Origin of the sequence: Streptomyces sp. OZ13, assembly GCF_052068155.1 — a bacterium.
In the GTDB taxonomy this organism is placed as follows: domain Bacteria; phylum Actinomycetota; class Actinomycetes; order Streptomycetales; family Streptomycetaceae; genus Streptomyces.
Window position 1 is genome coordinate 158,391 of sequence record NZ_JBQHCZ010000012.1, and the last position, 25,077, is coordinate 183,467.

Consider the following 25,077-nt stretch of genomic DNA (forward strand, 5'->3'; position numbering starts at 1 on the left):
GGGAATTCAGGTGAGAGACCCGGCGAACGACCGGCCGTCGGCGGGCCGGTCAGTTCCCCGCGATGTCCTTCACCGCGACGGTGACGGGAGTCGAACCGCTGACCAGTTCCAGCGTCAGTCCCGCAGTCGCCGGCGTCTCCACCATCTCCGCGAGCACGGCCGCCACATCGTCCCGCGGCACCATGCCGCGTCCCGTCGAGACCTCCAGCCGCACCATCCCGTTCCCCGCGTCGTTGGTGAGTGCGCCGGGCCGCAGGATCGTCCACTCCAGATTGGGCCGGGACCGTACGTAGTCGTCCGCCGCGCCCTTCGCCCGCAGGTAGGCGTCGAAGACGTCGTCGCCCTTGTGTTCGGCGTCGGCGCCCATGGAGGAGACGACGATGTACCGCCGTACGCCCGTCCGTTCGGCCGCGTCGGCGAAGAGGACCGCCGCGCCGCGATCGACCGTGTCCTTCCGCTCGGTGCCGCTGCCGGGGCCCGCTCCCGCGGCGAACACCGCGGCGTCCGCGCCCTGGAGCACGGCCGCGACCTGCTCCACGGAGGCTTTCTCCAGATCGAGGAACACCGGTTCGGCGCCGACGGCCCTCAGGTCGTCACCCTGCTTCGGATCGCGGATGATGCCCGCGACCTCGTGTCCGCCCGCGGAGAGCAGCCGCTCGAGACGGAGCGCGATCTGACCGTGTCCTCCTGCGATGACAATGCGCATGCATACGACGTTACGTCCGAAGCACCGAGCATGCGCAAGGACCGGAGGGGGACACGCCCCCGATGGCCGGAACGCGGCCGAAACGCGTACCTGCCTCGGCCCCCGCTGCCCAGCTCCCTACCGTGGGCGCACCCCCTCCGAGCCCCGGGTCCGTACCGCGAGTGGGCCTCTCCGGGCCCCCGATCCGTACCGCGAGTGGACCCCCTCCGGGCCCCGGGTCCGTACCGCGAGTGGACCTCTCCGGGCCCCGGCCCGTACCGCCGGCGGAAGCGTCAGGGCCCCGGGTCCGGCCGTCCCTGGCGCGGGAGTTCGAGGGCGACGGCCGCCGCGGAGTCGCAGTACTCACGCACCGCGCTCGTGCGGGCGACCACCCGTCCGCGGTGGATGACGATCCGGCTGTACGCGAGCGACAGCACGCCCGAGATCCGCTCACCCCGTACCGCGAGCAGCTCCGCCGGGAAGCCGGCCTCGACCCGTACCGGGGGCAGTCCCATCACCTCTCGGGCCGTGCCCGCGACACAGCCGTAGGCGTCCGAGGGCCGCATCCCCGCCTGGGACGACAGGAGGTACGCGGCCTCCAGCGGATCCCCGCGGCCCACCGGGTTGCACACGTCCCGCAGCGCCCCGCTGCCCGCGGCGACCCGCACGCCCGCCGCCCGCAACAGCCGGACCGGCGCGTTGCCGCGCTGTTCGACGCCGGAGCAGCCGCCCTGCGGCAGGGAGACCACGGTGACGCCCGCGGCCGCCAGCTGGTCCGCGGCCCTGGACGCGATCTCCCTGGGCAGCCGGGCGAGACCGGCGCACGGACCGACCGTGACGCCGGGCCGCAGCCCGCCGGCCATGGCGGCGAGGCGCGCCAGCCGCGCCGGGTCGTTGCCGTGGGTGTGCAGGTCGACGGGGCAGCCGTACTCGGCGGCGATCCCCAGGACCGTCTCCACGTATCCGGTGGGATCGGGGTCGGCGTCGGGGCAGCCGCCCACCACGCCGGCACCCATCTTGAGCGCGTCCCGCAACAGGGCCAGGCCGTCCGCGCCGGCCACGCCCGTCAGCAGCCTGGGTACGGCGACCGCGGTCAGATCGGCGAGACCGCGCAGGGACCGCCCGGCCTGGAGCACCGCCTCCAGCGGGCCGAGGCCCTGGACGTCCCCGATCCGTACGTGGGAGCGCAGCGCCGTCGCCCCGTGGCCCAGTTGGAGCAGCGCGGCCTCTGTGGCGCGCCGCTGGACGTCCTGCGTGTCGTACGAGACGGGGCCGGGGGTCTCCGCGCTGAGTGCCGTGTCGCCGTGGAGGTGCGGTTCGGCCGGTGCGGGCAGCAGCAGGAAGCCGGTGAGGTCCACCCGGGCGGAGTGCGGCGGGAGGCTTCCCGCGGTGCCGACGGCCTCGATGCGGCCGCCACTGAGCCGTACGTCGACCGTGCGACCGTCCGTGAGCCTCGCGCCGCAGAGCAGCAGCGCGGCGGTGTCCGCGTTGGCGCCGCCGGGCGGCTGCGGCTGGCTGTCGGGCATCGCGCTCCTGGTGGGGCGGTCGGGCTCGGACGGCGGTCGCGCACACTGCCCGGGCGGTGTGGGAGCCGTGGCGTGGGAGCCGGAGAGGATCACACAGCGTGCATCGAGCCTAGGGGCGCTCGCGGTGCGCTTCGAGGAGGAGCGCAATAGTCGTACCGGTGTGGTCGTAAGTGGCGTACGGGGCGGGCGGGGTGCCGTCGCGGGCCTGCGGAGGAGGGGTGCGCGGGGGAGGGACCGGGGGCCGTGCGGACAGGCCGTGAGGAGGGCCGGCCCGGCGCAAGGAAACGGATTTGGGCGATCGGCGAGGGACCGTGTAATGTCTTCATCGCTCGCCCCAATAGCTCAGTCGGCAGAGCGTCTCCATGGTAAGGAGAAGGTCTACGGTTCGATTCCGTATTGGGGCTCTGATGTCGAGTGACCTCGCCTTCGGGCGAGGGAACCCTGCATCGCAGCGGTGTAGCTCAGTCGGTAGAGCAAGCGGCTCATAATCGCTGTGTCACCGGTTCAAGTCCGGTCACCGCTACACACAGTAGCCGATTGTGGGGTCGGTCCTCCGATCGGCTACTCTTTTATGCGTTCATCCGTCCTATCCGTCCAAGGAGCACTCACGTGGCTGCCACCGACGTCCGCCCGAAGATCACGCTGGCCTGCGTGGAGTGCAAGGAGCGGAACTACATCACCAAGAAGAACCGGCGTAACAACCCGGACCGTCTTGAGATGAAGAAGCACTGCCCGCGCTGCAACTCGCACACGGCGCACCGCGAAACGCGCTGAATAAGGCTCGTATACGAGGCCGTCCCCTTTGGGGGCGGCCTCGTGTCGTTTGCCGTACCGCCGTTCGTCCGGCGGCCGGCATTCAGTTGTGATCAATATCAGGAGGGACCAGTCCATGGCGCTCGACCAGTCGTTCGTGGGGCGGACGTATCCGCCCACCGCGCCGTACGAGGTGGGCCGGGAGAAGATCCGGGAGTTCGCCGCCGCGGTGGGGGACTCGAATCCCGCCTACACCGACCGTGAGGCCGCCCGTGCGCTCGGGCATTCGGACGTGATCGCTCCGCCGACGTTCGCCTTCACGATCACCTTCAGCGCGGCCGAGCAGGTCGTCCAGGACCCGCAGTTGGGGCTGGACTACAGCCGCGTGGTGCACCGCGAGCAGCAGTTCGCGTACGCCCGGCCGGTACGCGCGGGCGACAGGCTCTCGGTCACCTCGACGATCGAGGCCATCAAGTCCCTCGCCGGCAACGACATCCTGGACGTGCGCGGTGACGTGCACGACGAGAGCGGTGAACTGGTCGTGACCGCTTGGACGAAGCTGGTGGCCCGCGCCGCCGAGGAGGCGTGATGGCAGCGAAGATCTCTTACGCGGACGTCGAGGCCGGCACCGAACTGCCGGCGCAGAGCTTTCCGGTGACGCGCGCCACGCTGGTGCGGTACGCGGGCGCGTCCGGCGACTTCAATCCGATCCACTGGAACGAGAAGTTCGCCACAGAGGTCGGGCTGCCGGACGTGATCGCGCACGGCATGTTCACCATGGCCGAGGCGATCCGGGTCGTGACCGACTGGGTGGGCGACCCGGGCGCGGTCGTCGAGTACGGCGTCCGCTTCACCAAGCCCGTCGTCGTCCCGAACGACGACAAGGGCGCGCTGATCGAGGTCAGCGCCAAGGTCGCGGCGAAGCTGGACGACAACCGGGTGCGCGTGGACCTGGTCGCGACCAGCGACGACCAGAAGGTCCTGGGCATGTCCCGCGCGGTCGTGCAGCTCGTCTGAGCCGCCCGCGGGGCCGGAGCACACTCCGCAGCGGAGCAGTACACGCCCGCGGCGGAGCCGGCACAAGCGTTGTAAGGGGCGCCCCTCCAAGGAGGGGCGCCCCTTACGCATAGGCCCCCGTGCGGGCTCGTCCGGCCGGAAGCCGGCTTCTCGGCTTGACAAGTTAGTGATTGGCCAATAACTTCGTCGCATGGTCAGGATGAGTGCAGAAGAGCGACGCGAGAGCGTGATCCGTGCCGCGATCACGGAGTTCTCCCGCGCCGGGTACAACGGCACCTCGACGGACGCCATCGCCAAGCGCGTCGGCGTCTCCCAGCCGTACCTCTTCCGTCTCTTCCCGAACAAGCAGGCCATCTTCCTGGCCGCGTCCTCGCGGTGCCTCGAGGACACCCGGCGTGTCTTCAGCGCGGCCGCCGAAGGGCTCGAGGGGGAGGAGGCCCTCGGTGCGATGGCTGCCGCGTACCAGCGCCTCATCGCGGACGACCCCGAGAAGCTGCTGATGCAGATGCAGACGTACGTCGCGGTGGCGGCCGCCGAGGCGGCGGACGACCACGCCTTCGGTGAGCAGGTGCGGGCCGACTGGATGGAGCTGTGGGAGACCGTCCATCTGCACCTCGGTGCCGACGTGAACGAGACCACGACCTTCCTGGCCTACGGGATGCTCGTCAACGTTCTCGTCTCGATGGGCTTCCCCGCGGAGCACCGCATCTGGTCCGGCTTCTACCTCTCCGCGCGACCGGTCCAGGACTGAGGGGGCCCACGCTCATGGGCGGCCCGTGCACTTCCTTGCCCGCGAAAGTTAGTCATCGATAACTAACCCCTGGGGGAGCAGTGAACCAGAACCAGCAGCCCGCACGGCGCACCGGCGCCGTCTGGGCACTCGTCATCACCAGCGTCGCCGGCTTCATGGCGGCCCTCGACAACCTCGTCGTCACGACCGCCCTCCCCTCCATCCGGGAGGACCTGGGCGGCGGCCTGGAAGATCTTGAGTGGACGGTGAGCGCCTACACGCTCACCTTCGCGGTTCTGCTGATGTTCGGTGCGGCCCTGGGGGACCGCTTCGGCCGCCGCCGGCTGTTCATCACCGGCCTGGCGATCTTCACGGGTGCGTCCGCCGCGGCCGCGCTCGCGTCCGGCATAGACGCGCTCATCGCCGCCCGGGCCGTCCAGGGCGTCGGCGCAGCGATCATGATGCCGCTCACGCTGACCCTGCTCACCGCCGCCGTCCCGGCCGCCCGCCGCGGGGCGATGCTGGGACTCTTCAGTGCCGTGACCGGCGTGGCCGTCGCCACCGGCCCGCTGATCGGCGGCTCTCTCACCGAGCACATCTCGTGGCAGTGGATCTTCTGGCTGAACGTCCCGATCGGACTGCTCCTGCTGCCGCTCGCCCGCCTGCGCCTGCAAGAGTCCTACGCCCCTGACGCCCGGCTCGACGTCCCCGGCACCCTGCTCGTCAGCGGAGGCCTCTTCGGCATCGTCTACGGGCTCGTCAACGGCAACGCCGACGGCTGGACCAGCCCCCGGATCCTGTTCTGCCTGATCGCGGGCGCCGTGCTCCTGGTCGCCTTCGCCTGGTACGGCTCCGTCGCGAAGAAGCCCATGCTGCCCATGCGTCTCTTCCGCAGCCGGGCCTTCTTCGGCATCAATGTCGCGAGCCTGCTGATGTTCCTCGGCATGTTCGGCTCGATCTTCCTGCTCAGCCAGTTCCTCCAGGGCGTGGCCGGCTACTCGCCCACCGAGGCCGGGCTGCGGATGCTGCCCTGGACCGGCATGTCGCTGCTCGTCGCACCCGTCGCGGGTCTCCTGTCCGACCGGATCGGCGGGCGCCCGGTGGTCACTGCCGGCCTGGCGCTCCAGGCCCTCGGCCTCGCGCTCTTCGCGCTGGTGCTCGAGCCCGGTGTCTCCTACACCGCCCAGCTGCCCGCACTGGTCATCAGCGGCGTCGGCATGGCCCTCTACTTCGCGCCCGCCGCCAGTGTGGTCATGTCCAGCGTCCGCCCGTCGGAGCAGGGCATCGCCTCAGGTGCGAACAACGCCCTCCGCGAGGTCGGCGGCGCGCTCGGTATCGCGGTGCTCGGCGCGGTCTTCGCCGCCCAGGGCGGCTACGAGTCCCCGCAGGCCTTCTCCGACGGCACGGTGCCCGCGGTGTGGATCGGCGCCGGGGCTCTGGCCGCCGCCGCGCTGGTGGCCCTGCTGATCCCCGGCGGGCGTACGAGGCCGGACGGCACTCTGTCCGGATCCCCGGCCGCGGCCACGGAGAGCAGCCGCCAACCCGTCGCCGTCTGACCCCCGCGTACCCGCATGGTCCGTGGCCCCGCCGGAGAGCCGGGGCCACGGACCGTACTCTTGTCCCCGTGCAGGAACTCCACGATGCCCCCCTCGCCCCCCTGACCACCTTCCGGCTCGGCGGTCCCGCGACCCGCCTCGTGGTCGCCACCACCGACGACGAGGTGATCGCCGCCGTGCGCGAGGCGGACGAGGCCGGCACGCCGCTGCTGATCATCGGCGGCGGCAGCAACCTGGTGATCGGCGACAAGGGCTTCGACGGCACCGCGCTGCGCATCGCGACCAGCGGTTTCGACCTCGACGGGACGCGCCTGGAGCTGGCCGCGGGGGAGACGTGGAGCGACGCCGTCGCCCGCACCGTCGAAGCGGGGCTCGGCGGCGTCGAGTGCCTGGCCGGCATCCCCGGCTCCGCGGGCGCGACCCCGATCCAGAACGTCGGCGCCTACGGCCAGGAGGTCTCGTCGACGATCACGGAGGTCGTCGCGTACGACCGCCGCAACGGCGGGACGGTGGTCCTTCCCAACGCCGATTGCGGCTTCTCCTACCGCAACAGCCGCTTCAAGCAGGAACCCGACCGCTACGTCGTGCTGCGTGTCCGTTTCGAGCTCGAGGACGCCGGTGGCCTGTCCGCGCCCGTGAAGTACGCCGAGACCGCCCGTGCCCTCGGGATCGAGGTGGGCGACCGGGTCCCGGCCGCCACCGCCCGTGAGACCGTGCTCGCCCTGCGCGCGGGCAAGGGCATGGTGCTCGACGCCGACGACCACGACACCTGGTCTGCCGGCTCCTTCTTCACCAACCCGATCCTCACCGCCGCCGAGTACGAAACCTTCCTGGCCCGCGTCCGCGACCGGCTCGGCGACGGCGTCGCCCCGCCCGCCTACCCGGCGGGCGACGGGCACACCAAGACGTCGGCCGCCTGGCTGATCGACAAGGCCGGATTCACCAAGGGCTACGGCTCCGGGCCCGCACGCATCTCCACCAAGCACACGCTCGCCCTCACCAACCGGGGGCAGGCCACGACGGAGGACCTGCTGGCCCTGGCCCGCGAGGTGGTGGACGGCGTGCGCGACGCGTTCGGCGTGACGCTGGTCAACGAGCCGGTGACGGTCGGCGTCAGCCTCTGAGCCTCCGGATGTCCGCGACCCGACAGGACCTCTCGAGCCCGAAGATCTAATAGGCGACGCCGACGGCCTGCCTGAGCGTGGCGGGGTCGTCGGTCATCGCGAGCATCGCGTGCGCCACGTCCGCCCGGCCGATCATCCGGGCGCTGCGCGGATTGCCGCCGACCGCGACGCGGTACCTGCCGGTCAGTGGCTTGTCGAGCAGCCTCGGCGGCCGTACGGCGGTCCAGTCGGCCGCCGATCGCGCGAGTTCGCCCTCCATGACACGCAGATCGTCGTAGACGGGCTTCAGTACCGCCCCCACGACCGACATCATCGCGCGGTCCCGCAGCGGCTCCCGCTCCGGTGCGCTGCCGAGCGGCGCCGCGCTGACGACCAGCAGCCGCCGCGTGCCCTCGGCCTCCATCGCGGCCAGCACCGAGCGGGTGAGGCGGGCGGCGATGCCGGCGTCGGACCGCCTGCGGGGGCCGAGACCCGAGAGCACCGCGTCCTGTCCGGCCACGGCTTCGCGCAGTGCCTCCGGGTCGTCCAGTCCGGAGCGGAAGACCTCGAGCCGTTCCCCGGTGACCGTGAAACGCGCCGGATCGCGGACCACGGCCGTCACCCGATGGCCCGCCGCCAGGGCCTGCCTGACGATCTGCCCGCCGATGCCGCCGGTCGCGCCGAACACTGTGAGCTTCATGGGGCACACCCTCCTCGGGTGGGTAAGTGTTCACTCACCTCTATGGTGGGTGGGTACTCACCCACCCGTCAAGCCTGTTCTGGAGCGCGAATGGACCAGAAGCCCACCCGCGTCCGCATCATCGACGCGGCGCGCGACCTGATGCTCTCCATCGGTCTCGCCCGAACCACCACCAAGGAGATCGCCAAGGCGGCCGGCTGCTCGGAGGCTGCGCTCTACAAGCACTTCACGGGCAAGGAGGAGCTGTTCGTGACCGTGCTCCAGGAACGGCTGCCGAAGCTGGGCCCGCTGCTGGCCGAGCTGGCCGCCGATCCGGGCGGCGCGAGCGTCGAGGAGAACCTCACCGAGATCGCCCGCCAAGCGGCCCTCTTCTATGAGAAGACCTTCCCCATGGCGGCGTCGCTGTACGCCGAACCCCGCCTCAAGCGCCGGCACGAAGAGGCCATGCGCGAGATGGGAACGGGTCCGCACAAGCCCATCGAGGGCCTCGACGCGTATCTGCGCGCCGAACAGGCCGCCGGCCGCATCGGCCCGGACGCCGACACCCACGCCGCCGCGTCCCTGCTCCTGGGCGCCTGCGCGCAGCGCGCCTTCGCCTACGACATGACCGCGGGCCACCGGCCGCCGCAGCCGCTCGACGAGTTCGCGGCGGGTCTCGCGCGCACGCTGTTGCGGGGCATCGCCACCACCGGCGACGCCCGCTGAGCGCTGTACCGCCGGGCCGTGCCGGCGCCGGCGGCGGGCCTCAGGCCGGCGGAGACGCCAGCCAGTCGTCGATCCCCGCCAGCAGCTTCTGCCTGATGTCCTCGGGCGCCGCCGAACCCCGCACCGACTGGCGGGCCAGTTCCGCGAGCTCCTGGTCCGTGAAGGCGTGGTGGCGGCGGGCCAGCTCGTACTGTGCCGCCAGCCGGGAGCCGAACAGCAGCGGATCGTCCGCGCCGAGCGCCATGGGGACCCCGGCGTCGTACAGCGTCCGCAGCGGCACGTCCTCCGGCTTCTCGTAGACGCCGAGCGCCACGTTGGAGGCCGGGCAGACCTCGCAGGTCACGCCCCTCTCGGCGAGCTTGCGCAACAGCCGCGGATCCTCCGCCGCCCGCACACCGTGGCCGATCCGCGAGGCACGCAGGTCGTCGAGGCAGTCCCGTACGGACGCGGGTCCGGTCAGTTCGCCGCCGTGCGGGGCCGCCAGCAGCCCGCCCTCGCGGGCGATGGCGAAGGCGCGGTCGAAGTCCCGCGCCATGCCCCGCCGTTCGTCGTTGGAGAGCCCGAATCCGACGATGCCGCGGTCCGCGTAGCGCACCGCCAGCCGGGCGAGTGTCCGGGCGTCCAGCGGGTGCTTCATCCGGTTCGCCGCGACCAGCACACGCATCCCGAGCCCGGTCTCCCGGGAGGCCGTGTCCACGGCGTCGAGGATGATCTCCAGCGCAGGGATCAGACCGCCGAGCCGCGGCGCGTACGAGGTCGGGTCGACCTGGATCTCCAGCCAGCCCGAGCCGTCCCTGATGTCCTCCTCCGCCGCCTCACGCACCAGCCGCTGGATGTCCTCGGGATCGCGCAGGCAGGAGCGGGCCATGTCGTACAGCCGCTGGAAGCGGAACCACCCGCGCTCGTCCGTGGCGCGCAGCTTCGGCGGCTCGCCCCCGGTCAGCGCCTCCGGAAGATGCACGCCGTGCTTGTCGGCGAGCTCAAGAAGAGTGGTGGGCCGCATCGACCCGGTGAAGTGCAGGTGCAGATGGGCTTTCGGCAGCAGGCTGACGTCTCGTTCGCGCTCCATTGAGTGATCCTGCCAAAGACGACCGGAACGGGGCAGCCCCTTTCCCCGATCGGGTTCTTGCCCGAACACAGAAACGGGCCCCCGGCCGAAGCCGGGGGCCCGTCGCACGAGGGAGGGGATCAGTCGCGGGCCTCGGCCAGCAGCTTCTGGATCCGGGAGACACCCTCGGCCAGGTCCTCGTCGCCCAGCGCGTAGGAAAGGCGCAGGTAGCCGGGCGTGCCGAAGGCCTCGCCCGGGACGACGGCCACCTCGACCTCGTCGAGGATCAGGGCCGCGAGCTCCACGGAGGACTGCGGACGACGGCCGCGGATCTCCTTGCCCAGCAGGCCCTTCACCGACGGGTAGGCGTAGAAGGCGCCCTCGGGGGTCGGGCAGACCACACCGTCGATCTCGTTGAGCATCCGCACGATCGTCTGCCGGCGGCGGTCGAAGGCCTCACGCATCTTCGCGACGGCGTCCAGGTCCCCGGAGACGGCGGCCAGGGCGGCGATCTGCGCCACGTTGGAGACGTTCGACGTGGCGTGCGACTGGAGGTTGGTGGCCGCCTTCACGACGTCCTTCGGGCCGACGATCCACCCCACGCGCCAGCCCGTCATGGCGTACGTCTTCGCGACACCGTTGACGACGATGCACTTCTCACGCAGCGCCGGGACGAGGGCGGGCAGCGAGGTGAACGTCGCGTCGCCGTAGACGAGGTGCTCGTAGATCTCGTCGGTCAGCACCCACAGACCGTGCTCCGCGGCCCACTCGCCGATCGCGCGCGCGTCGGCCTCGCTGTAGACGGCACCGGTCGGGTTGGACGGCGAGACGAAGAGGACGACCTTGGTCTTCTCCGTGCGCGCGGCCTCCAGCTGCTCCACGGAGACGCGGTAGCCGGTGGTCTCGTCGGCCACGACATCGACGGGCACGCCGCCCGCGAGACGGATCGACTCGGGGTAGGTGGTCCAGTACGGCGCCGGGACGATGACCTCGTCACCCGGGTCGAGGATCGCGGCGAACGCCTCGTAGATCGCCTGCTTGCCGCCGTTGGTCACCAGGATCTGGGCCGGGTCCACCTCGTACCCGGAGTCGCGCAGCGTCTTCTCCGCGATGGCCTTCTTCAGCTCCGGCAGACCGCCGGCGGGCGTGTAGCGGTGGTACTTCGGATTGCGGCAGGCCTCGACGGCGGCCTCGACGATGTAGTCGGGGGTCGGGAAGTCGGGCTCACCGGCGCCGAAGCCGATCACCGGACGCCCGGCGGCCTTGAGGGCCTTGGCCTTGGCGTCGACGGCGAGGGTCGCGGACTCGGAGATCGCGCCGATGCGCGCGGAGACCCGGCGCTCGGTGGGAGGGGTTGCAGCGCTCATACGGCCCATGCTCCCAGACGCCGGAAGGACCCGGCACACAGGTTTCGAAGGGCGGACAACACGGACCCGCGGAAGGTCCGGGAGGGGGCGGCAGGGCTTTGTGTTCGACGCCGGGCCTGGGAACACGTACACTCACTGGCTGTTGGCCCTCACCAGCCAAGTCCGAGCCGGGCACTTAGTGCACCCGGGCGGATGCGGTAGGTTGGGGGAGTCACAAAGGGTCGTAGCTCAATTGGTAGAGCACTGGTCTCCAAAACCAGCGGTTGGGGGTTCAAGTCCCTCCGGCCCTGCTACACACACCTTCGCCAGGCTGTGTGCGCATGTACGTACTTCTATGCACCGCCGTGCGGCTCCACCGGGCGCGGCACGGCCACGACCCGGGAATCAGGTGAGAGATCGTGACGGACGCCGTAGGCTCCATCGACATGCCTGATGCCGAGGACGAGACGCCGGAGTCGAAGAAGAAGACCCGCAAGGGTGGCAAGCGCGGCAAGAAGGGCCCGCTGGGTCGCCTGGCTCTCTTCTACCGCCAGATCGTCGCCGAGCTGCGCAAGGTCGTCTGGCCGACTCGTCATCAACTGACGACGTACACCACTGTGGTGATTATCTTCGTCGTCATCATGATCGGCCTCGTGACCGTGATTGACTATGGCTTCCAGGAAGCAGTCAAGTACGTCTTCGGCTGATCCGCGGAGGGCGCCGGAAATCGGCGCCCCTTTCGCATGTTCCACCCCATCTGTATCCAGGAAGAAGCCATCGTGTCTGACCCGAACCTGAACGACGCCGACCGTTCCGGCGAGAGCTTCGAGTCCCCTGAGGACGAGCTCGACATCGTCGAGGCGTCGGACGCTGAGGAGCCGGACCAGGCAGAGGCTGCCGACGACGCCGCCGGTGAGCCGGCCGAGGACGAGGCCCTGCACGTCGAGAACGTCGACGAGGACGAGGCCGGCTCCGAGGACGCCGAGGCTGCTGAGGAGAGCGCGGAAGAGGCTCCCGAGGAGAGCGCCGAAGAGGCCGACGAGGAGCCGGCGGCTCCCGTCGACCCGGTCGCCGCCCTCCGCGACGAGCTCCGTGGCCTCCCGGGCGAGTGGTACGTGATCCACACCTACGCGGGCTACGAGAAGCGCGTGAAGGCCAACCTGGAGCAGCGTGCCGTCTCGCTGAACGTCGAGGACTTCATCTACCAGGCCGAGGTGCCCGAGGAAGAGATCGTCCAGATCAAGAACGGCGAGCGTAAGAACGTCCGGCAGAACAAGCTGCCCGGCTACGTTCTCGTCCGCATGGATCTGACGAACGAGTCCTGGGGCGTCGTCCGTAACACCCCCGGTGTCACCGGCTTCGTCGGCAACGCGTACGACCCGTACCCGCTGACCCTGGACGAGATCGTCAAGATGCTCGCCCCGGAGGCCGAGGAGAAGGCCGCCCGCGAGGCCGCGGAGGCCGAGGGCAAGCCGGCTCCCGCTCGCAAGGTCGAGGTTCAGGTGCTGGACTTCGAGGTCGGTGACTCGGTCACCGTCACCGACGGCCCGTTCGCGACGCTGCAGGCCACGATCAACGAGATCAACGCCGACTCGAAGAAGGTCAAGGGCCTTGTCGAGATCTTCGGCCGCGAGACCCCGGTCGAGCTCAGCTTCGACCAGATCCAGAAGAACTAGTTCCTTCTGGACGCCAGGTTTCCGAACAGGTCAGACCGCCTCTCGCAGGCTGTCTGACCTGCTCGGTTTTTGGCCGCGCATGGATACCCGTTATCGTTGTGCGGTATGCCTCCATCCGGATGATCGGGTGGCAGGCGGATAACTCTCACTAGGACCCGGAGAGAGCAATGCCTCCCAAGAAGAAGAAGGTCACGGGGCTTATCAAGCTCCAGATCCAGGCCGGTGCGGCCAACCCGGCTCCGCCGGTCGGCCCCGCCCTGGGTCAGCACGGCGTCAACATCATGGAGTTCTGCAAGGCCTACAACGCCGCGACCGAGTCGCAGCGTGGCATGGTCGTGCCGGTGGAGATCACGGTCTACGAGGACCGTTCCTTCACCTTCATCACGAAGACTCCGCCGGCCGCCAAGCTGATCCTCAAGGCCGCGGGTGTGGACAAGGGCTCCGGCGAGCCGCACAAGACCAAGGTCGCCAAGCTGACGGCAGCCCAGGTCCGCGAGATCGCCACGACCAAGCTCCCCGACCTGAACGCCAATGACCTCGACGCCGCGTCGAAGATCATTGCCGGCACCGCCCGTTCCATGGGCATCACGGTCGAGGGCTGACAGCCCCCTCGTAAGCCCCAGTGGTAGGACCAAGCGCTGGTCCGCACCACGACTCCACGCTCAACACATCAGGAGCAGAAGTGAAGCGCAGCAAGACTCTCCGCGCTGCGGACGCCAAGATCGACCGGGAGCGTAACTACGCCCCGCTCGAGGCTGTCCGTCTCGCCAAGGACACCGCCGCCACCAAGTTCGACGGCACCGTCGAGGTCGCCTTCCGTCTGGGCGTTGACCCGCGTAAGGCCGACCAGATGGTCCGTGGCACCGTCAACCTTCCGCACGGCACCGGCAAGACCGCCCGGGTCCTGGTCTTCGCGACCGGTGACCGTGCTGCGGCCGCGGAAGCCGCGGGCGCCGACATCGTCGGCTCCGACGAACTGATCGACGAGATCTCCAAGGGCAACCGCCTGAACGAGTTCGACGCGGTCGTCGCCACCCCGGACCTCATGGGCAAGGTCGGCCGCCTCGGCCGTGTGCTCGGTCCGCGTGGTCTGATGCCGAACCCGAAGACCGGCACCGTCACGATGGACGTCGCCAAGGCCGTCAACGAGATCAAGGGCGGCAAGATCGAGTTCCGCGTCGACAAGCACTCGAACCTGCACTTCATCATCGGCAAGGTCTCCTTCGACGAGACGAAGCTGGTCGAGAACTACGCCGCGGCGCTGGAGGAGATCCTCCGTCTCAAGCCGTCCGCCGCGAAGGGCCGCTACATCAAGAAGGCGACCCTGACGACGACGATGGGCCCCGGCATCCCGCTGGACTCCAACCGCACCCGCAACCTCCTCGTCGAGGAGGACCCGGCCGCCGTCTGATCCCTGGACGGCAGTCGCGGGCATCGCGTCTCCTGAATCCGGCCTCCGCAGCTCCTCGAGCTGGGGAGGCCGGATTTTTGCGTGGACGCTGTCGTCGTCGGGCGCCGGGCCCATCAAGAGCCCCGTGCGGGACCGGAAGACGGCCGGCGCAGGCGGGCGGGCGGGCCGCTGGGCAGCCGGGTATCGCGCCCCCAAGGCCCCGTGGCACCCCAGGAAGAACGGCGGGCGCAGAGGGCGCCCTGACGCGAATACGGCGGATTTGCCTGGCGGGGTTGCGTTCGCGTACTCTTCCGAAGAAGCCAAAGACCGCTGGTCGTTGCCGTGCTCTCCTTCCGAGGGTCCGGTGGCCGAAGGATCCGCTCAGTAGCGGACGTCCTGCGCAGGTGACTGTGGAAAGTTCCCGGAAGCAATTCCGGTCGAGCTCAGCCCCGTGCGCCTGCGCCGGGGCGTTTCGTTTTGTTCGGCCCCTTCTGAGCGGTCCTCATCACCCGGAAGGAGGCCGACGCTCATGGCAAGGCCCGACAAGGCCGCCGCGGTGGCCGAGCTGACGGAGTCGTTCCGCAGCTCGAACGCCGCCGTGCTGACCGAGTACCGGGGTCTCACCGTGGCTCAGCTCAAGGAGCTGCGCCGTTCGCTCGGTGAGAACGCCCAGTACGCCGTGGTGAAGAACACGCTGACCAAGATCGCGGCCAACGAGGCCGGGATCAACTCGCTCGACGACCACTTCACTGGTCCGACGGCGGTTGCCTTCATCACCGGTGACCCGGTGGAGTCGGCGAAGGGTCTTCGTGACTTCGCCAAGGACAACCCGAACCTGATCATCAAGGGCGGTGTCCTTGATGGCAAGGCGCTGTCCGCCGATGAGATCAAGAAGCTTGCGGACCTCGAGTCCCGCGAGGTTCTGCTCGCCAAGCTGGCGGGCGCCATGAAGGGCAAGCAGTCCCAGGCTGCCGCGCTCTTCCAGGCGCTTCCCTCGAAGTTCGTCCGCACCGCGGAGGCGCTTCGTGCCAAGAAGGCCGAGCAGGGCGGTGCCGAGTAATTCGGCTCGCGCATTGACCGCCGCCTGAGGCGACGGTCACAGCGGGCCGAACGTACGCCCGCCTCACATGTACACACGGCACCTGCCGAATGAGTGGAAGGACGCCATCATGGCGAAGCTGTCCCAGGACGACCTGCTTGCGCAGTTCGAGGAGATGACCCTCATCGAGCTCTCCGAGTTCGTGAAGGCCTTCGAGGAGAAGTTCGACGTCACCGCCGCTGCCCCGGTCGCCGTTGCCGCCGGTGGCGCTGCTGCCGCCCCGGCCGAGGCCGAGGCCGAGCAGGACGAGTTCGACGTCATCCTCACCGGCGCCGGTGAGAAGAAGATCCAGGTCATCAAGGTCGTGCGTGAGCTGACCTCCCTGGGTCTGAAGGAGGCCAAGGACCTCGTCGACGGCACCCCGAAGCCGGTCCTCGAGAAGGTCGCCAAGGACGCCGCGGAGAAGGCTGCCGAGTCCCTCAAGGCTGCCGGCGCCTCCGTCGAGGTCAAGTGACCTCGCGAGTCTTCTGACTCCCGCGCTGTAACGCGCACACACTGAAGGGCGATCACCCAAGCGGGTGGTCGCCCTTCGGCGTTCCGGCCGAGGGTGCCTTGCTCTTCTCCCTCCTGGGAGTATGGTGATCTTCGCCGTGCGCCCCTCAAGGCGGCCTCTGAGGGTCCCGGAGCAGCAGCTCAGGGGCGAGGGCCTTGACGAACCGCACGCAGCGCGCAATTCTCAGGACGCGTCGTCACAACGATCCACGTTCCGAGGCATGGATCGACGACCGAACGGGCAGTATCGATGTGCGCCTCACGGCGCATGGGGTTCGCGGAGATGAGAAAAACGAGGGTCTCGAGGGTCTCGAAAACCCGCACTGGACATCAGTGTGCCAAGTGGCTACACTGACCCTTTGCGCTGCCTGTTAGCTGCCCTCTGCCCGTCACCAGGGGCATGCCCGTGTCTGAGCTTCGGATGAAGAACAACCCCCAGCTGGGGTTTCTCCCTCCGTTCACAACATGGGACCGGTACGCGCGTAGTGAGTCCGAGCCCTCGGAAGGACCCCCTCTTGGCCGCCTCGCGCAACGCCTCGACCGCGAATACGAACAACGGCGCCAGCACTGCCCCGCTGCGCATCTCCTTTGCAAAGATCAAGGAGCCCCTCGAGGTTCCGAACCTCCTCGCGCTGCAGACCGAGAGCTTTGACTGGCTGCTCGGCAATGCCGCATGGAAGGCTCGTGTCGAGGCGGCTCTCGAAAGCGGACAGGACGTCCCCACCAAGTCCGGTCTGGAAGAGATCTTCGAGGAGATCTCGCCGATCGAGGACTTCTCCGGGTCGATGTCGCTGACCTTCCGCGACCACCGTTTCGAGCCCCCGAAGAACTCGATCGACGAGTGCAAGGAGCGCGACTTCACGTACGCGGCCCCGCTCTTCGTCACGGCCGAGTTCACCAACAACGAGACCGGCGAGATCAAGTCCCAGACGGTCTTCATGGGCGACTTCCCGCTCATGACCAACAAGGGCACCTTCGTCATCAACGGCACCGAGCGTGTCGTGGTGTCGCAGCTGGTCCGCTCGCCGGGTGTCTACTTCGACTCCAACATCGACAAGACGTCCGACAAGGACATCTTCACGGCCAAGATCATCCCGTCCCGGGGTGCCTGGCTGGAGATGGAGATCGACAAGCGCGACATGGTCGGTGTCCGTATCGACCGCAAGCGCAAGCAGTCCGTGACCGTCCTGCTCAAGGCGCTCGGCTGGACCACCGAGCAGATCCTCGAGGAGTTCGGCGAGTACGAGTCCATGCGCGCCACCCTGGAGAAGGACCACACCCAGGGCCAGGACGACGCGCTGCTCGACATCTACCGCAAGCTGCGTCCGGGCGAGCCCCCGACGCGCGAGGCGGCCCAGACGCTGCTCGAGAACCTCTACTTCAACCCGAAGCGCTACGACCTCGCCAAGGTCGGCCGCTACAAGGTGAACAAGAAGCTCGGCGCGGACGAGCCGCTGGACGCCGGCGTCCTCACCACCGACGACGTCATCGCCACCATCAAGTACCTGGTCAAGCTGCACGCCGGTGAGACCGAGACGGTCGGCGAGTCGGGCACCCAGATCGTCGTCGAGACCGACGACATCGACCACTTCGGCAACCGCCGTCTGCGCAATGTCGGCGAGCTCATCCAGAACCAGGTCCGCACGGGTCTGGCTCGTATGGAGCGCGTCGTGCGTGAGCGCATGACGACCCAGGACGTCGAGGCGATCACGCCGCAGACGCTGATCAACATCCGGCCGGTCGTCGCCTCCATCAAGGAGTTCTTCGGCACCAGCCAGCTGTCGCAGTTCATGGACCAGAACAACCCGCTGTCGGGTCTCACCCACAAGCGCCGTCTGTCGGCTCTTGGCCCGGGTGGTCTCTCCCGTGAGCGGGCTGGCTTCGAGGTCCGTGACGTGCACCCCTCGCACTACGGCCGCATGTGCCCGATCGAGACCCCTGAAGGCCCGAACATCGGTCTGATCGGCTCGCTCGCGTCCTACGGCCGGGTCAACGCGTTCGGCTTCGTCGAGACCCCGTACCGCAAGGTCACCGACGGTCAGGTCACCGACGAGGTCGACTACCTGACCGCCGACGAGGAGGACCGCTTCGTCATCGCCCAGGCGAACGCGACCCTGAGCGACGACCTGCGCTTCACCGAGGCGCGCGTGCTGGTCCGCCGTCGTGGCGGCGAGGTCGACTACGTCCCGCCGACCGAGGTCGACTACATGGACGTCTCGCCGCGCCAGATGGTGTCGGTGGCGACCGCCATGATCCCGTTCCTCGAGCACGACGACGCCAACCGTGCCCTCATGGGCGCGAACATGATGCGCCAGGCCGTTCCGCTCATCAAGGCGGAGGCCCCGCTCGTCGGCACCGGCATGGAGTACCGCTGTGCCACCGACGCCGGCGACGTCATCAAGGCGGAGAAGGACGGTGTCATCCAGGAGGTCTCGGCCGACTACGTCACCGTCGCGAACGACGACGGCACGTACACCACGTACCGCATCGCGAAGTTCTCCCGCTCGAACCAGGGCACCTCGGTGAACCAGAAGGTCATCGTCTCCGAGGGCGACCGGGTCATCGAGGGCCAGGTCCTCGCCGACGGTCCCGCCACCGAGAACGGTGAGATGGCGCTCGGCAAGAACCTGCTCGTGGCGTTCATGCCGTGGGAGGGTCACAACTACGAGGACGCGATCATCCTGTCGCAGCGCCTCGTGCAGGACGACGTCCTCTCCTCGATCCACATCGAGGAGCACGAGGTCGACGCCCGTGACACCAAGCTCGGCCCCGAGGAGATCACCCGGGACATCCCGAACGTCTCCGAGGAGGTCCTCGCGGACCTCGACGAGCGCGGCATCATCCGTATCGGTGCCGAGGTCGTCGCCGGCGACATCCTGGTCGGCAAGGTCACGCCCAAGGGTGAGACCGAGCTGACCCCGGAGGAGCGTCTGCTCCGCGCGATCTTCGGTGAGAAGGCGCGTGAGGTCCGTGACACCTCGCTGAAGGTGCCGCACGGCGAGACCGGCAAGGTCATCGGTGTGCGCGTCTTCGACCGCGAGGAGGGCGACGAGCTTCCCCCGGGCGTCAACCAGCTGGTCCGCGTCTACGTGGCCCAGAAGCGCAAGATCACCGACGGTGACAAGCTCGCCGGCCGTCACGGCAACAAGGGCGTCATCTCGAAGATCCTGCCGATCGAGGACATGCCGTTCCTGGAGGACGGCACCCCGGTCGACATCATCCTCAACCCGCTGGGTGTCCCGTCCCGAATGAACCCGGGACAGGTCCTGGAGATCCACCTCGGCTGGCTCGCCAGCCGCGGCTGGGACGTCTCCGGGCTGGCGGACGACTGGGCGCAGCGCCTGCAGTCCATCGGCGCCGACCAGGTCGCTCCCGGCACCAACGTCGCCACCCCGGTCTTCGACGGTGCGCGTGAGGACGAGATCGCCGGCCTCTTCGATGCCACGATCCCCAACCGCGACGGCGACCGCCTGGTCCAGTCGTCCGGCAAGGCCAACCTGTTCGACGGCCGCTCCGGCGAGCCGTTCCCGGACCCGATCTCGATCGGGTACATGTACATCCTCAAGCTCCACCACCTGGTCGACGACAAGCTCCACGCCCGTTCGACCGGTCCGTACTCGATGATCACCCAGCAGCCGCTGGGTGGTAAGGCCCAGTTCGGTGGCCAGCGGTTCGGAGAGATGGAGGTGTGGGCACTCGAGGCTTATGGAGCGGCCTACGCGCTCCAGGAGCTGCTGACCATCAAGTCCGACGACGTGACCGGCCGCGTGAAGGTCTACGAGGCCATCGTCAAGGGCGAGAACATCCCCGAGCCCGGCATTCCCGAGTCCTTCAAGGTGCTCATCAAGGAAATGCAGTCGCTCTGCCTCAACGTGGAGGTGCTCTCCTCGGACGGTATGTCCATCGAGATGCGCGACACGGACGAGGACGTCTTCCGCGCCGCGGAGGAGCTCGGTATCGACCTGTCCCGGCGTGAGCCGAGCAGCGTCGAAGAGGTCTGACGGGCCTGGCGGGGGCTCCCCAGAAGGAGCCCCCGCCATCCCCGGGACCGTTCAGACCATGATTGAGACACGACCCCGAAAGAGGGATTGACGCACAGTGCTCGACGTCAACTTCTTCGACGAGCTGCGGATCGGCCTGGCCACCGCGGACGACATCAGGACCTGGTCCCACGGCGAGGTCAAGAAGCCCGAGACCATCAACTACCGCACGCTCAAGCCCGAGAAGGACGGACTCTTCTGCGAGAAGATCTTCGGTCCGACCCGGGACTGGGAGTGCTACTGCGGCAAGTACAAGCGTGTCCGCTTCAAGGGCATCATCTGTGAGCGGTGTGGCGTCGAGGTCACCCGCGCCAAGGTGCGGCGTGAGCGGATGGGCCACATCGAGCTCGCCGCTCCCGTGACCCACATCTGGTACTTCAAGGGCGTCCCGTCGCGTCTGGGCTACCTGCTGGACCTGGCGCCGAAGGACCTCGAGAAGGTCATCTACTTCGCCGCGTACATGATCACGTTCGTGGACGAGGAGCGCCGCACGCGTGACCTGCCGTCGCTGGAGGCCCACGTCTCCGTCGAGCGCCAGCAGGTCGAGAACCGCCGCGACGCCGACCTCGAGGCCCGTGCCAAGAAGCTCGAGACCGACCTGGCCGAGCTCGAGGCCGAGGGCGCCAAGGCCGACGTGCGCCGCAAGGTGCGCGAAGGTGCCGAGCGCGAGATGAAGCAGCTGCGTGACCGCGCCCAGCGCGAGATCGACCGTCTCGACGAGGTGTGGAACCGCTTCAAGAACCTCAAGGTCCAGGACCTCGAGGGCGACGAGCTGCTCTACCGCGAGCTGCGTGACCGCTTCGGCACGTACTTCGACGGCTCGATGGGTGCCGCGGCGCTGCAGAAGCGCCTGGAGTCCTTCGACCTCGAGGAGGAGGCCGAGCGTCTCCGCGAGATCATCCGTACCGGCAAGGGCCAGAAGAAGACCCGTGCGCTCAAGCGCCTCAAGGTCGTCTCCGCGTTCCTGCAGACGTCCAACAGCCCCAAGGGCATGGTGCTCGACTGCGTGCCGGTCATCCCGCCGGACCTTCGTCCGATGGTGCAGCTGGACGGTGGCCGCTTCGCGACCTCCGACCTGAACGACCTGTACCGCCGTGTGATCAACCGCAACAACCGTCTGAAGCGTCTGCTCGACCTCGGTGCCCCCGAGATCATCGTGAACAACGAGAAGCGGATGCTCCAGGAGGCGGTCGACGCCCTCTTCGACAACGGCCGTCGTGGTCGCCCGGTCACGGGCCCCGGCAACCGTCCGCTGAAGTCCCTCAGCGACATGCTGAAGGGTAAGCAGGGTCGTTTCCGTCAGAACCTGCTCGGTAAGCGAGTCGACTACTCGGCGCGTTCCGTCATCGTCGTCGGCCCGCAGCTGAAGCTGCACCAGTGCGGTCTGCCCAAGGCCATGGCGCTGGAGCTCTTCAAGCCGTTCGTGATGAAGCGCCTGGTCGACCTGAACCACGCGCAGAACATCAAGTCGGCCAAGCGCATGGTCGAGCGTGGCCGCACCGTGGTGTACGACGTCCTCGAAGAGGTCATCGCCGAGCACCCGGTGCTGCTGAACCGTGCGCCCACGCTGCACCGCCTCGGCATCCAGGCCTTCGAGCCGCAGCTGGTCGAGGGCAAGGCCATCCAGATCCACCCGCTCGTCTGCACCGCGTTCAACGCGGACTTCGACGGTGACCAGATGGCCGTGCACCTGCCGCTGTCCGCGGAGGCGCAGGCCGAGGCCCGCATCCTGATGCTGTCCTCGAACAACATCCTCAAGCCGGCCGACGGCCGTCCGGTCACCATGCCGACCCAGGACATGGTGCTGGGCCTCTTCTTCCTGACCACGGACGAGGAGGAGCGCACGGTCATCGGTGAGGGCCGTTCCTTCGGTTCCACCGCCGAGGCGATCATGGCGTTCGACGCCCGGGAGCTCTCGCTCCAGGCGAAGATCGACATCCGCTTCCCGGTCGGCACCATCCCGCCGCGCGGCTGGACCCCGCCGGCGCAGGAGGAGGGTGAGCCGGAGTGGCAGCAGGGTGACTCGTTCCGTCTGCGGACGACCCTGGGCCGCGCGCTCTTCAACGAGCTGCTGCCCGAGGACTACCCGTTCGTCGACTACTCGGTGGGCAAGAAGCAGCTCTCCGAGATCGTCAACGACCTGGCCGAGCGCTACCCCAAGGTCATCGTGGCGGCGACGCTCGACAACCTGAAGGCGGCGGGCTTCTACTGGGCGACCCGTTCCGGTGTCACCGTGGCCATCTCCGACGTCGTCGTTCCCGAGGCGAAGAAGGCGATCGTCAAGGGTTACGAGGAGCAGGACGAGAAGGTCCAGAAGCAGTACGAGCGCGGTCTGATCACCAAGGACGAGCGCACCCAGGAGCTCATCGCGATCTGGACCAAGGCGACCAACGAGGTCGCCGAGGCGATGAACGCGAACTTCCCGAAGACCAACCCCATCTTCATGATGGTCAACTCGGGTGCTCGTGGAAACATGATGCAGATGCGTCAGATCGCCGGTATGCGTGGTCTGGTGTCCAACGCCAAGAACGAGACCATCCCGCGTCCGATCAAGGCGTCCTTCCGCGAGGGTCTGTCCGTGCTGGAGTACTTCATCTCCACGCACGGTGCCCGTAAGGGTCTGGCGGACACCGCCCTGCGTACCGCCGACTCGGGTTACCTGACCCGTCGTCTGGTGGACGTCTCGCAGGATGTCATCATCCGCGAGGAGGACTGCGGCACCGACCGCGGCCTCAAGCTCAAGATCGCGGAGCGTGGCGCCGACGGCACCCTGCGCAAGACCGAGGACGTCGAGACCTCTGTCTACGCCCGGATGCTCGCCGAGGACGTCGTCGTCGACGGCAAGGTCATCGCGCCGGCGAACGTCGACCTCGGTGACGTGCTCATCGACGCGCTCGTCGCGGCCGGTGTGGAGGAGGTCAAGACCCGCTCGGTCCTGACCTGTGAGTCCGCGGTCGGCACCTGTGCGTACTGCTACGGCCGTTCGCTCGCGACCGGCAAGCTGGTCGACATCGGTGAGGCGGTCGGCATCATCGCCGCCCAGTCCATCGGTGAGCCCGGCACGCAGCTGACGATGCGTACCTTCCACACCGGTGGTGTGGCCGGTGACGACATCACCCAGGGTCTGCCCCGTGTCGTCGAGCTCTTCGAGGCTCGTACGCCCAAGGGTGTCGCCCCGATCTCGGAGGCGGCCGGCCGCGTCCGTATCGAGGAGACCGAGAAGACCAAGAAGATCGTCGTCACTCCGGACGACGGCAGCGACGAGACGGCGTTCCCGATCTCGAAGCGTGCCCGTCTGCTGGTCGGCGAGGGCGATCACGTCGAGGTGGGCCAGAAGCTCACCGTGGGTGCCACCAACCCGCACGACGTGCTCCGCATCCTCGGCCAGCGCGCGGTCCAGGTCCACCTGGTCGGCGAGGTCCAGAAGGTCTACAACTCGCAGGGTGTGTCGATCCACGACAAGCACATCGAGATCATCATCCGGCAGATGCTGCGCCGTGTGACGATCATCGAGTCCGGCGACGCGGAGCTGCTGCCGGGCGAGCTGGTCGAGCGTTCGAAGTTCGAGACCGAGAACCGTCGTGTGGTCACCGAGGGCGGTCACCCCGCCTCCGGCCGTCCGCAGCTGATGGGTATCACCAAGGCCTCGCTGGCAACCGAGTCCTGGCTGTCGGCGGCGTCCTTCCAGGAGACGACCAGGGTTCTGACGGACGCGGCGATCAACGCCAAGTCCGACTCCCTGATCGGCCTCAAGGAGAACGTCATCATCGGTAAGCTCATCCCGGCCGGTACGGGTCTGTCCCGCTACCGCAACATCCGGGTCGAGCCGACCGAGGAGGCCAAGGCCGCGATGTACTCGGCCGTCGGCTACGACGACATCGACTACTCTCCGTTCGGCACGGGCTCCGGCCAGGCCGTTCCGCTGGAGGACTACGACTACGGTCCGTACAACCAGTAGTAGGTCGTGAAGAAGGGCGGCCACCCCGCACGGGGTGGCCGCCCTTCTTCGTTTTCCTGCGTGATGCTTGTAGGCCCGCGCCCGTGTTGGGGAGCGCCGTGCACGACAGCCCGGGAGGCCGGTGCGGAGCCGCTCGCACGACGCAGGGACGGCCGGGAGAGGCCCCGGGCGGGACGACTTCCGCCCGGGGCCGGGGGAGCGTCCACCGGATCGTCGACGGCCCGCACGGGCAGCGCCGCTCCAGGCCGGACACTGCCGCCAAGATGGCCGAAAACCATCGCAAAACGGCCCGGCCCCTGCGGGCGGATCCGGCCCCCGGGCATTTGTTTTGACCGGAGTGGATGCGGTAGGTACGCTCAGACCTTGTGCCTGGGGTGTGCCTGGGCTCGTGTGCGTGTCTTCAACCGCATGGCGAGTCAGATATCGGCCACCGCAATCTGCGCTCTTTCCGCTTGGCGGCGGAGGTCTGCAGCATTCGACACACCCGACCGCGTGGGTCGGCGACGTTCCAGGTTAGCTTCACTGACGGCACACAGAAACCGGAGAAGTAGTGCCTACGATCCAGCAGCTGGTCCGTAAGGGCCGGCAGGACAAGGTCGAGAAGAACAAGACGCCCGCACTCGAGGGTTCCCCTCAGCGCCGCGGCGTCTGCACGCGTGTGTTCACGAAGATCATCCGCGGTTCGCTCGACACCCAGGGTGTCAAGAACCGCAAGCAGGCCCGCAGCCGCTACGGCGCCAAGAAGGAGAAGTAAGAATGCCTCGTAAGGGCCCCGCCCCGAAGCGCCCGGTCATCATCGACCCGGTTTACGGTTCTCCTCTGGTGACCTCGCTCATCAACAAGATTCTGCTCAACGGCAAGCGTTCCACCGCTGAGCGCATCGTCTACGGCGCCATGGAAGGCCTCCGCGAGAAGACCGGCAACGACCCGGTCATCACGCTGAAGCGCGCCCTCGAGAACGTCAAGCCGGCGCTCGAGGTCAAGTCCCGCCGTGTCGGTGGCGCCACCTACCAGGTCCCGGTCGAGGTCAAGCCCGGCCGCGCCTCCACGCTGGCGCTGCGCTGGCTGGTCGGTTACTCCCGCGCCCGTCGCGAGAAGACCATGACCGAGCGCCTCATGAACGAACTGCTCGACGCCTCCAACGGCCTCGGCGCTTCGGTCAAGAAGCGTGAGGACACGCACAAGATGGCCGAGTCCAACAAGGCCTTCGCGCACTACCGCTGGTAGTCGCTACCCACATCGAGACCGAGAGA

The 25,077-nt window shown here is 68.4% G+C and carries 22 protein-coding genes and 3 tRNA genes; 20 read left to right on the forward strand and 5 right to left on the reverse strand.

Features of this window, described 5'->3' with window-relative positions; genetic code table 11:
- Positions 1 to 49: 49 nt before the first annotated feature.
- Together ACTMTU_RS25100 and ACTMTU_RS25105 are read right to left on the reverse strand one after the other, a co-directional pair.
- Positions 50 to 706 carry an SDR family oxidoreductase gene (locus ACTMTU_RS25100; RefSeq protein WP_441265738.1) on the reverse strand — a complete coding sequence of 219 codons (657 nt, stop codon included), beginning with the start codon at positions 704 to 706 and terminating at the stop codon, positions 50 to 52.
- A 272-nt stretch (positions 707 to 978) separates the two neighbouring features.
- Entirely contained in the window at positions 979 to 2,211 is a 1,233-nt protein-coding gene (locus ACTMTU_RS25105; protein ID WP_441265739.1) for an amidohydrolase family protein, read from the reverse strand.
- Positions 2,212 to 2,542: 331 nt separating this feature from the next.
- Between ACTMTU_RS25105 and ACTMTU_RS25110 the strand changes: the two genes are divergently transcribed.
- The 8 genes from ACTMTU_RS25110 (at position 2,543) to ACTMTU_RS25145 (ending at position 7,391) form a co-directional block, all read left to right on the forward strand.
- A tRNA-Thr gene (locus ACTMTU_RS25110) sits at positions 2,543 to 2,615 on the forward strand.
- A gap of 46 nt (positions 2,616 to 2,661) precedes the next feature.
- Positions 2,662 to 2,734, forward strand: a tRNA-Met gene (locus tag ACTMTU_RS25115).
- 86 nt (positions 2,735 to 2,820) lie between these two features.
- On the forward strand, positions 2,821 to 2,985 hold the full coding sequence (gene rpmG, locus ACTMTU_RS25120; protein ID WP_003956487.1) for a 50S ribosomal protein L33: 165 nt from the start codon (positions 2,821 to 2,823) through the stop codon (positions 2,983 to 2,985).
- A 115-nt stretch (positions 2,986 to 3,100) separates the two neighbouring features.
- The gene (locus ACTMTU_RS25125; RefSeq protein ID WP_441265740.1) at positions 3,101 to 3,553 is read left to right on the forward strand and encodes an FAS1-like dehydratase domain-containing protein; all 453 of its coding nucleotides are present in this window, start codon (positions 3,101 to 3,103) and stop codon (positions 3,551 to 3,553) included.
- Positions 3,553 to 3,981, forward strand: coding sequence for a MaoC family dehydratase (locus ACTMTU_RS25130; protein WP_441265741.1), 429 nt, complete (start codon positions 3,553 to 3,555; stop codon positions 3,979 to 3,981). Before ACTMTU_RS25125 ends, ACTMTU_RS25130 begins: the two co-directional genes overlap by 1 nt.
- Positions 3,982 to 4,180: 199 nt before the next feature.
- Complete coding sequence (locus tag ACTMTU_RS25135) at positions 4,181 to 4,732, forward strand: TetR/AcrR family transcriptional regulator (RefSeq protein WP_441265742.1); 552 nt, start codon at positions 4,181 to 4,183, stop codon at positions 4,730 to 4,732.
- Positions 4,733 to 4,812: 80 nt separating this feature from the next.
- A complete protein-coding gene (locus tag ACTMTU_RS25140) occupies positions 4,813 to 6,267 on the forward strand; it encodes an MFS transporter (RefSeq protein ID WP_441265743.1) in 1,455 nt (484 codons plus the stop codon).
- A 68-nt stretch (positions 6,268 to 6,335) separates the two neighbouring features.
- Positions 6,336 to 7,391: a UDP-N-acetylmuramate dehydrogenase gene (locus ACTMTU_RS25145; RefSeq protein WP_441265744.1), complete on the forward strand. Its 1,056-nt coding sequence runs from the start codon at positions 6,336 to 6,338 to the stop codon at positions 7,389 to 7,391.
- A gap of 46 nt (positions 7,392 to 7,437) precedes the next feature.
- Here the strand turns inward: ACTMTU_RS25145 and ACTMTU_RS25150 are convergent, their stop codons facing one another.
- A complete protein-coding gene (locus ACTMTU_RS25150) occupies positions 7,438 to 8,070 on the reverse strand; it encodes an NAD(P)-dependent oxidoreductase (protein WP_441265745.1) in 633 nt (210 codons plus the stop codon).
- A 90-nt stretch (positions 8,071 to 8,160) separates the two neighbouring features.
- On the opposite strand from ACTMTU_RS25150, the gene ACTMTU_RS25155 reads away from it, so the two are divergent.
- On the forward strand, positions 8,161 to 8,775 hold the full coding sequence (locus ACTMTU_RS25155) for a TetR/AcrR family transcriptional regulator (RefSeq protein ID WP_441265746.1): 615 nt from the start codon (positions 8,161 to 8,163) through the stop codon (positions 8,773 to 8,775).
- A 40-nt stretch (positions 8,776 to 8,815) separates the two neighbouring features.
- On the opposite strand, the gene ACTMTU_RS25160 is transcribed toward ACTMTU_RS25155, so the two are convergent.
- Positions 8,816 to 9,844 carry an adenosine deaminase gene (locus tag ACTMTU_RS25160; protein WP_364586441.1) on the reverse strand — a complete coding sequence of 343 codons (1,029 nt, stop codon included), beginning with the start codon at positions 9,842 to 9,844 and terminating at the stop codon, positions 8,816 to 8,818.
- Between the two features lie 119 nt (positions 9,845 to 9,963).
- Positions 9,964 to 11,190: a pyridoxal phosphate-dependent aminotransferase gene (locus ACTMTU_RS25165; protein WP_005313638.1), complete on the reverse strand. Its 1,227-nt coding sequence runs from the start codon at positions 11,188 to 11,190 to the stop codon at positions 9,964 to 9,966.
- Between the two features lie 217 nt (positions 11,191 to 11,407).
- On the opposite strand from ACTMTU_RS25165, the gene ACTMTU_RS25170 reads away from it, so the two are divergent.
- The 11 genes from ACTMTU_RS25170 to rpsG all read left to right on the forward strand — a co-directional run bounded on the left by ACTMTU_RS25170 (position 11,408) and on the right by rpsG (position 25,051).
- Positions 11,408 to 11,480: transfer RNA gene (locus ACTMTU_RS25170), tRNA-Trp, on the forward strand.
- 108 nt (positions 11,481 to 11,588) lie between these two features.
- Positions 11,589 to 11,876: a preprotein translocase subunit SecE gene (secE, locus tag ACTMTU_RS25175; RefSeq protein WP_159688599.1), complete on the forward strand. Its 288-nt coding sequence runs from the start codon at positions 11,589 to 11,591 to the stop codon at positions 11,874 to 11,876.
- A 72-nt stretch (positions 11,877 to 11,948) separates the two neighbouring features.
- Positions 11,949 to 12,845 carry a transcription termination/antitermination protein NusG gene (gene nusG / locus ACTMTU_RS25180; protein WP_159688596.1) on the forward strand — a complete coding sequence of 299 codons (897 nt, stop codon included), beginning with the start codon at positions 11,949 to 11,951 and terminating at the stop codon, positions 12,843 to 12,845.
- A 167-nt stretch (positions 12,846 to 13,012) separates the two neighbouring features.
- Positions 13,013 to 13,447 (forward strand): 50S ribosomal protein L11, encoded by a 435-nt coding sequence (rplK, locus tag ACTMTU_RS25185; protein ID WP_005313632.1) that lies wholly within the window; start codon positions 13,013 to 13,015, stop codon positions 13,445 to 13,447.
- A gap of 80 nt (positions 13,448 to 13,527) precedes the next feature.
- The gene (rplA, locus tag ACTMTU_RS25190; RefSeq protein WP_005313630.1) at positions 13,528 to 14,256 is read left to right on the forward strand and encodes a 50S ribosomal protein L1; all 729 of its coding nucleotides are present in this window, start codon (positions 13,528 to 13,530) and stop codon (positions 14,254 to 14,256) included.
- 508 nt (positions 14,257 to 14,764) lie between these two features.
- Positions 14,765 to 15,295, forward strand: coding sequence for a 50S ribosomal protein L10 (rplJ, locus tag ACTMTU_RS25195; RefSeq protein WP_005313626.1), 531 nt, complete (start codon positions 14,765 to 14,767; stop codon positions 15,293 to 15,295).
- Between the two features lie 109 nt (positions 15,296 to 15,404).
- Complete coding sequence (gene rplL / locus ACTMTU_RS25200) at positions 15,405 to 15,788, forward strand: 50S ribosomal protein L7/L12 (protein ID WP_005313624.1); 384 nt, start codon at positions 15,405 to 15,407, stop codon at positions 15,786 to 15,788.
- Between the two features lie 553 nt (positions 15,789 to 16,341).
- A complete protein-coding gene (gene rpoB, locus ACTMTU_RS25205) occupies positions 16,342 to 19,827 on the forward strand; it encodes a DNA-directed RNA polymerase subunit beta (RefSeq protein WP_441265747.1) in 3,486 nt (1,161 codons plus the stop codon).
- Positions 19,828 to 19,924: 97 nt separating this feature from the next.
- Positions 19,925 to 23,824 (forward strand): DNA-directed RNA polymerase subunit beta', encoded by a 3,900-nt coding sequence (locus ACTMTU_RS25210; protein ID WP_441265748.1) that lies wholly within the window; start codon positions 19,925 to 19,927, stop codon positions 23,822 to 23,824.
- Between the two features lie 550 nt (positions 23,825 to 24,374).
- On the forward strand, positions 24,375 to 24,578 hold the full coding sequence (locus ACTMTU_RS25215; protein WP_441265749.1) for a hypothetical protein: 204 nt from the start codon (positions 24,375 to 24,377) through the stop codon (positions 24,576 to 24,578).
- Between the two features lie 2 nt (positions 24,579 to 24,580).
- Positions 24,581 to 25,051 carry a 30S ribosomal protein S7 gene (gene rpsG, locus ACTMTU_RS25220; RefSeq protein ID WP_100108597.1) on the forward strand — a complete coding sequence of 157 codons (471 nt, stop codon included), beginning with the start codon at positions 24,581 to 24,583 and terminating at the stop codon, positions 25,049 to 25,051.
- Positions 25,052 to 25,077: the final 26 nt, after the last annotated feature.

Excerpts from the sequence above, each read along its gene's own strand:
- ACTMTU_RS25130 (WP_441265741.1), top strand. The coding sequence starts at position 3,553 with ATGGCAGCGAAGATCTCTTACGCGGACGTCGAGGCCGGCACCGAACTG.
- rplK (WP_005313632.1), top strand. The coding sequence starts at position 13,013 with ATGCCTCCCAAGAAGAAGAAGGTCACGGGGCTTATCAAGCTCCAGATC.
- ACTMTU_RS25165 (WP_005313638.1), bottom strand. The coding sequence starts at position 11,190 with ATGAGCGCTGCAACCCCTCCCACCGAGCGCCGGGTCTCCGCGCGCATC.
- ACTMTU_RS25105 (WP_441265739.1), bottom strand. The coding sequence starts at position 2,211 with ATGCCCGACAGCCAGCCGCAGCCGCCCGGCGGCGCCAACGCGGACACC.
- rplJ (WP_005313626.1), top strand. The coding sequence starts at position 14,765 with ATGGCAAGGCCCGACAAGGCCGCCGCGGTGGCCGAGCTGACGGAGTCG.
- ACTMTU_RS25100 (WP_441265738.1), bottom strand. The coding sequence starts at position 706 with ATGCGCATTGTCATCGCAGGAGGACACGGTCAGATCGCGCTCCGTCTC.
- ACTMTU_RS25155 (WP_441265746.1), top strand. The coding sequence starts at position 8,161 with ATGGACCAGAAGCCCACCCGCGTCCGCATCATCGACGCGGCGCGCGAC.
- ACTMTU_RS25135 (WP_441265742.1), top strand. The coding sequence starts at position 4,181 with ATGAGTGCAGAAGAGCGACGCGAGAGCGTGATCCGTGCCGCGATCACG.
- rpsG (WP_100108597.1), top strand. The coding sequence starts at position 24,581 with ATGCCTCGTAAGGGCCCCGCCCCGAAGCGCCCGGTCATCATCGACCCG.
- ACTMTU_RS25125 (WP_441265740.1), top strand. The coding sequence starts at position 3,101 with ATGGCGCTCGACCAGTCGTTCGTGGGGCGGACGTATCCGCCCACCGCG.
- ACTMTU_RS25150 (WP_441265745.1), bottom strand. The coding sequence starts at position 8,070 with ATGAAGCTCACAGTGTTCGGCGCGACCGGCGGCATCGGCGGGCAGATC.
- ACTMTU_RS25160 (WP_364586441.1), bottom strand. The coding sequence starts at position 9,844 with ATGGAGCGCGAACGAGACGTCAGCCTGCTGCCGAAAGCCCATCTGCAC.
- rplL (WP_005313624.1), top strand. The coding sequence starts at position 15,405 with ATGGCGAAGCTGTCCCAGGACGACCTGCTTGCGCAGTTCGAGGAGATG.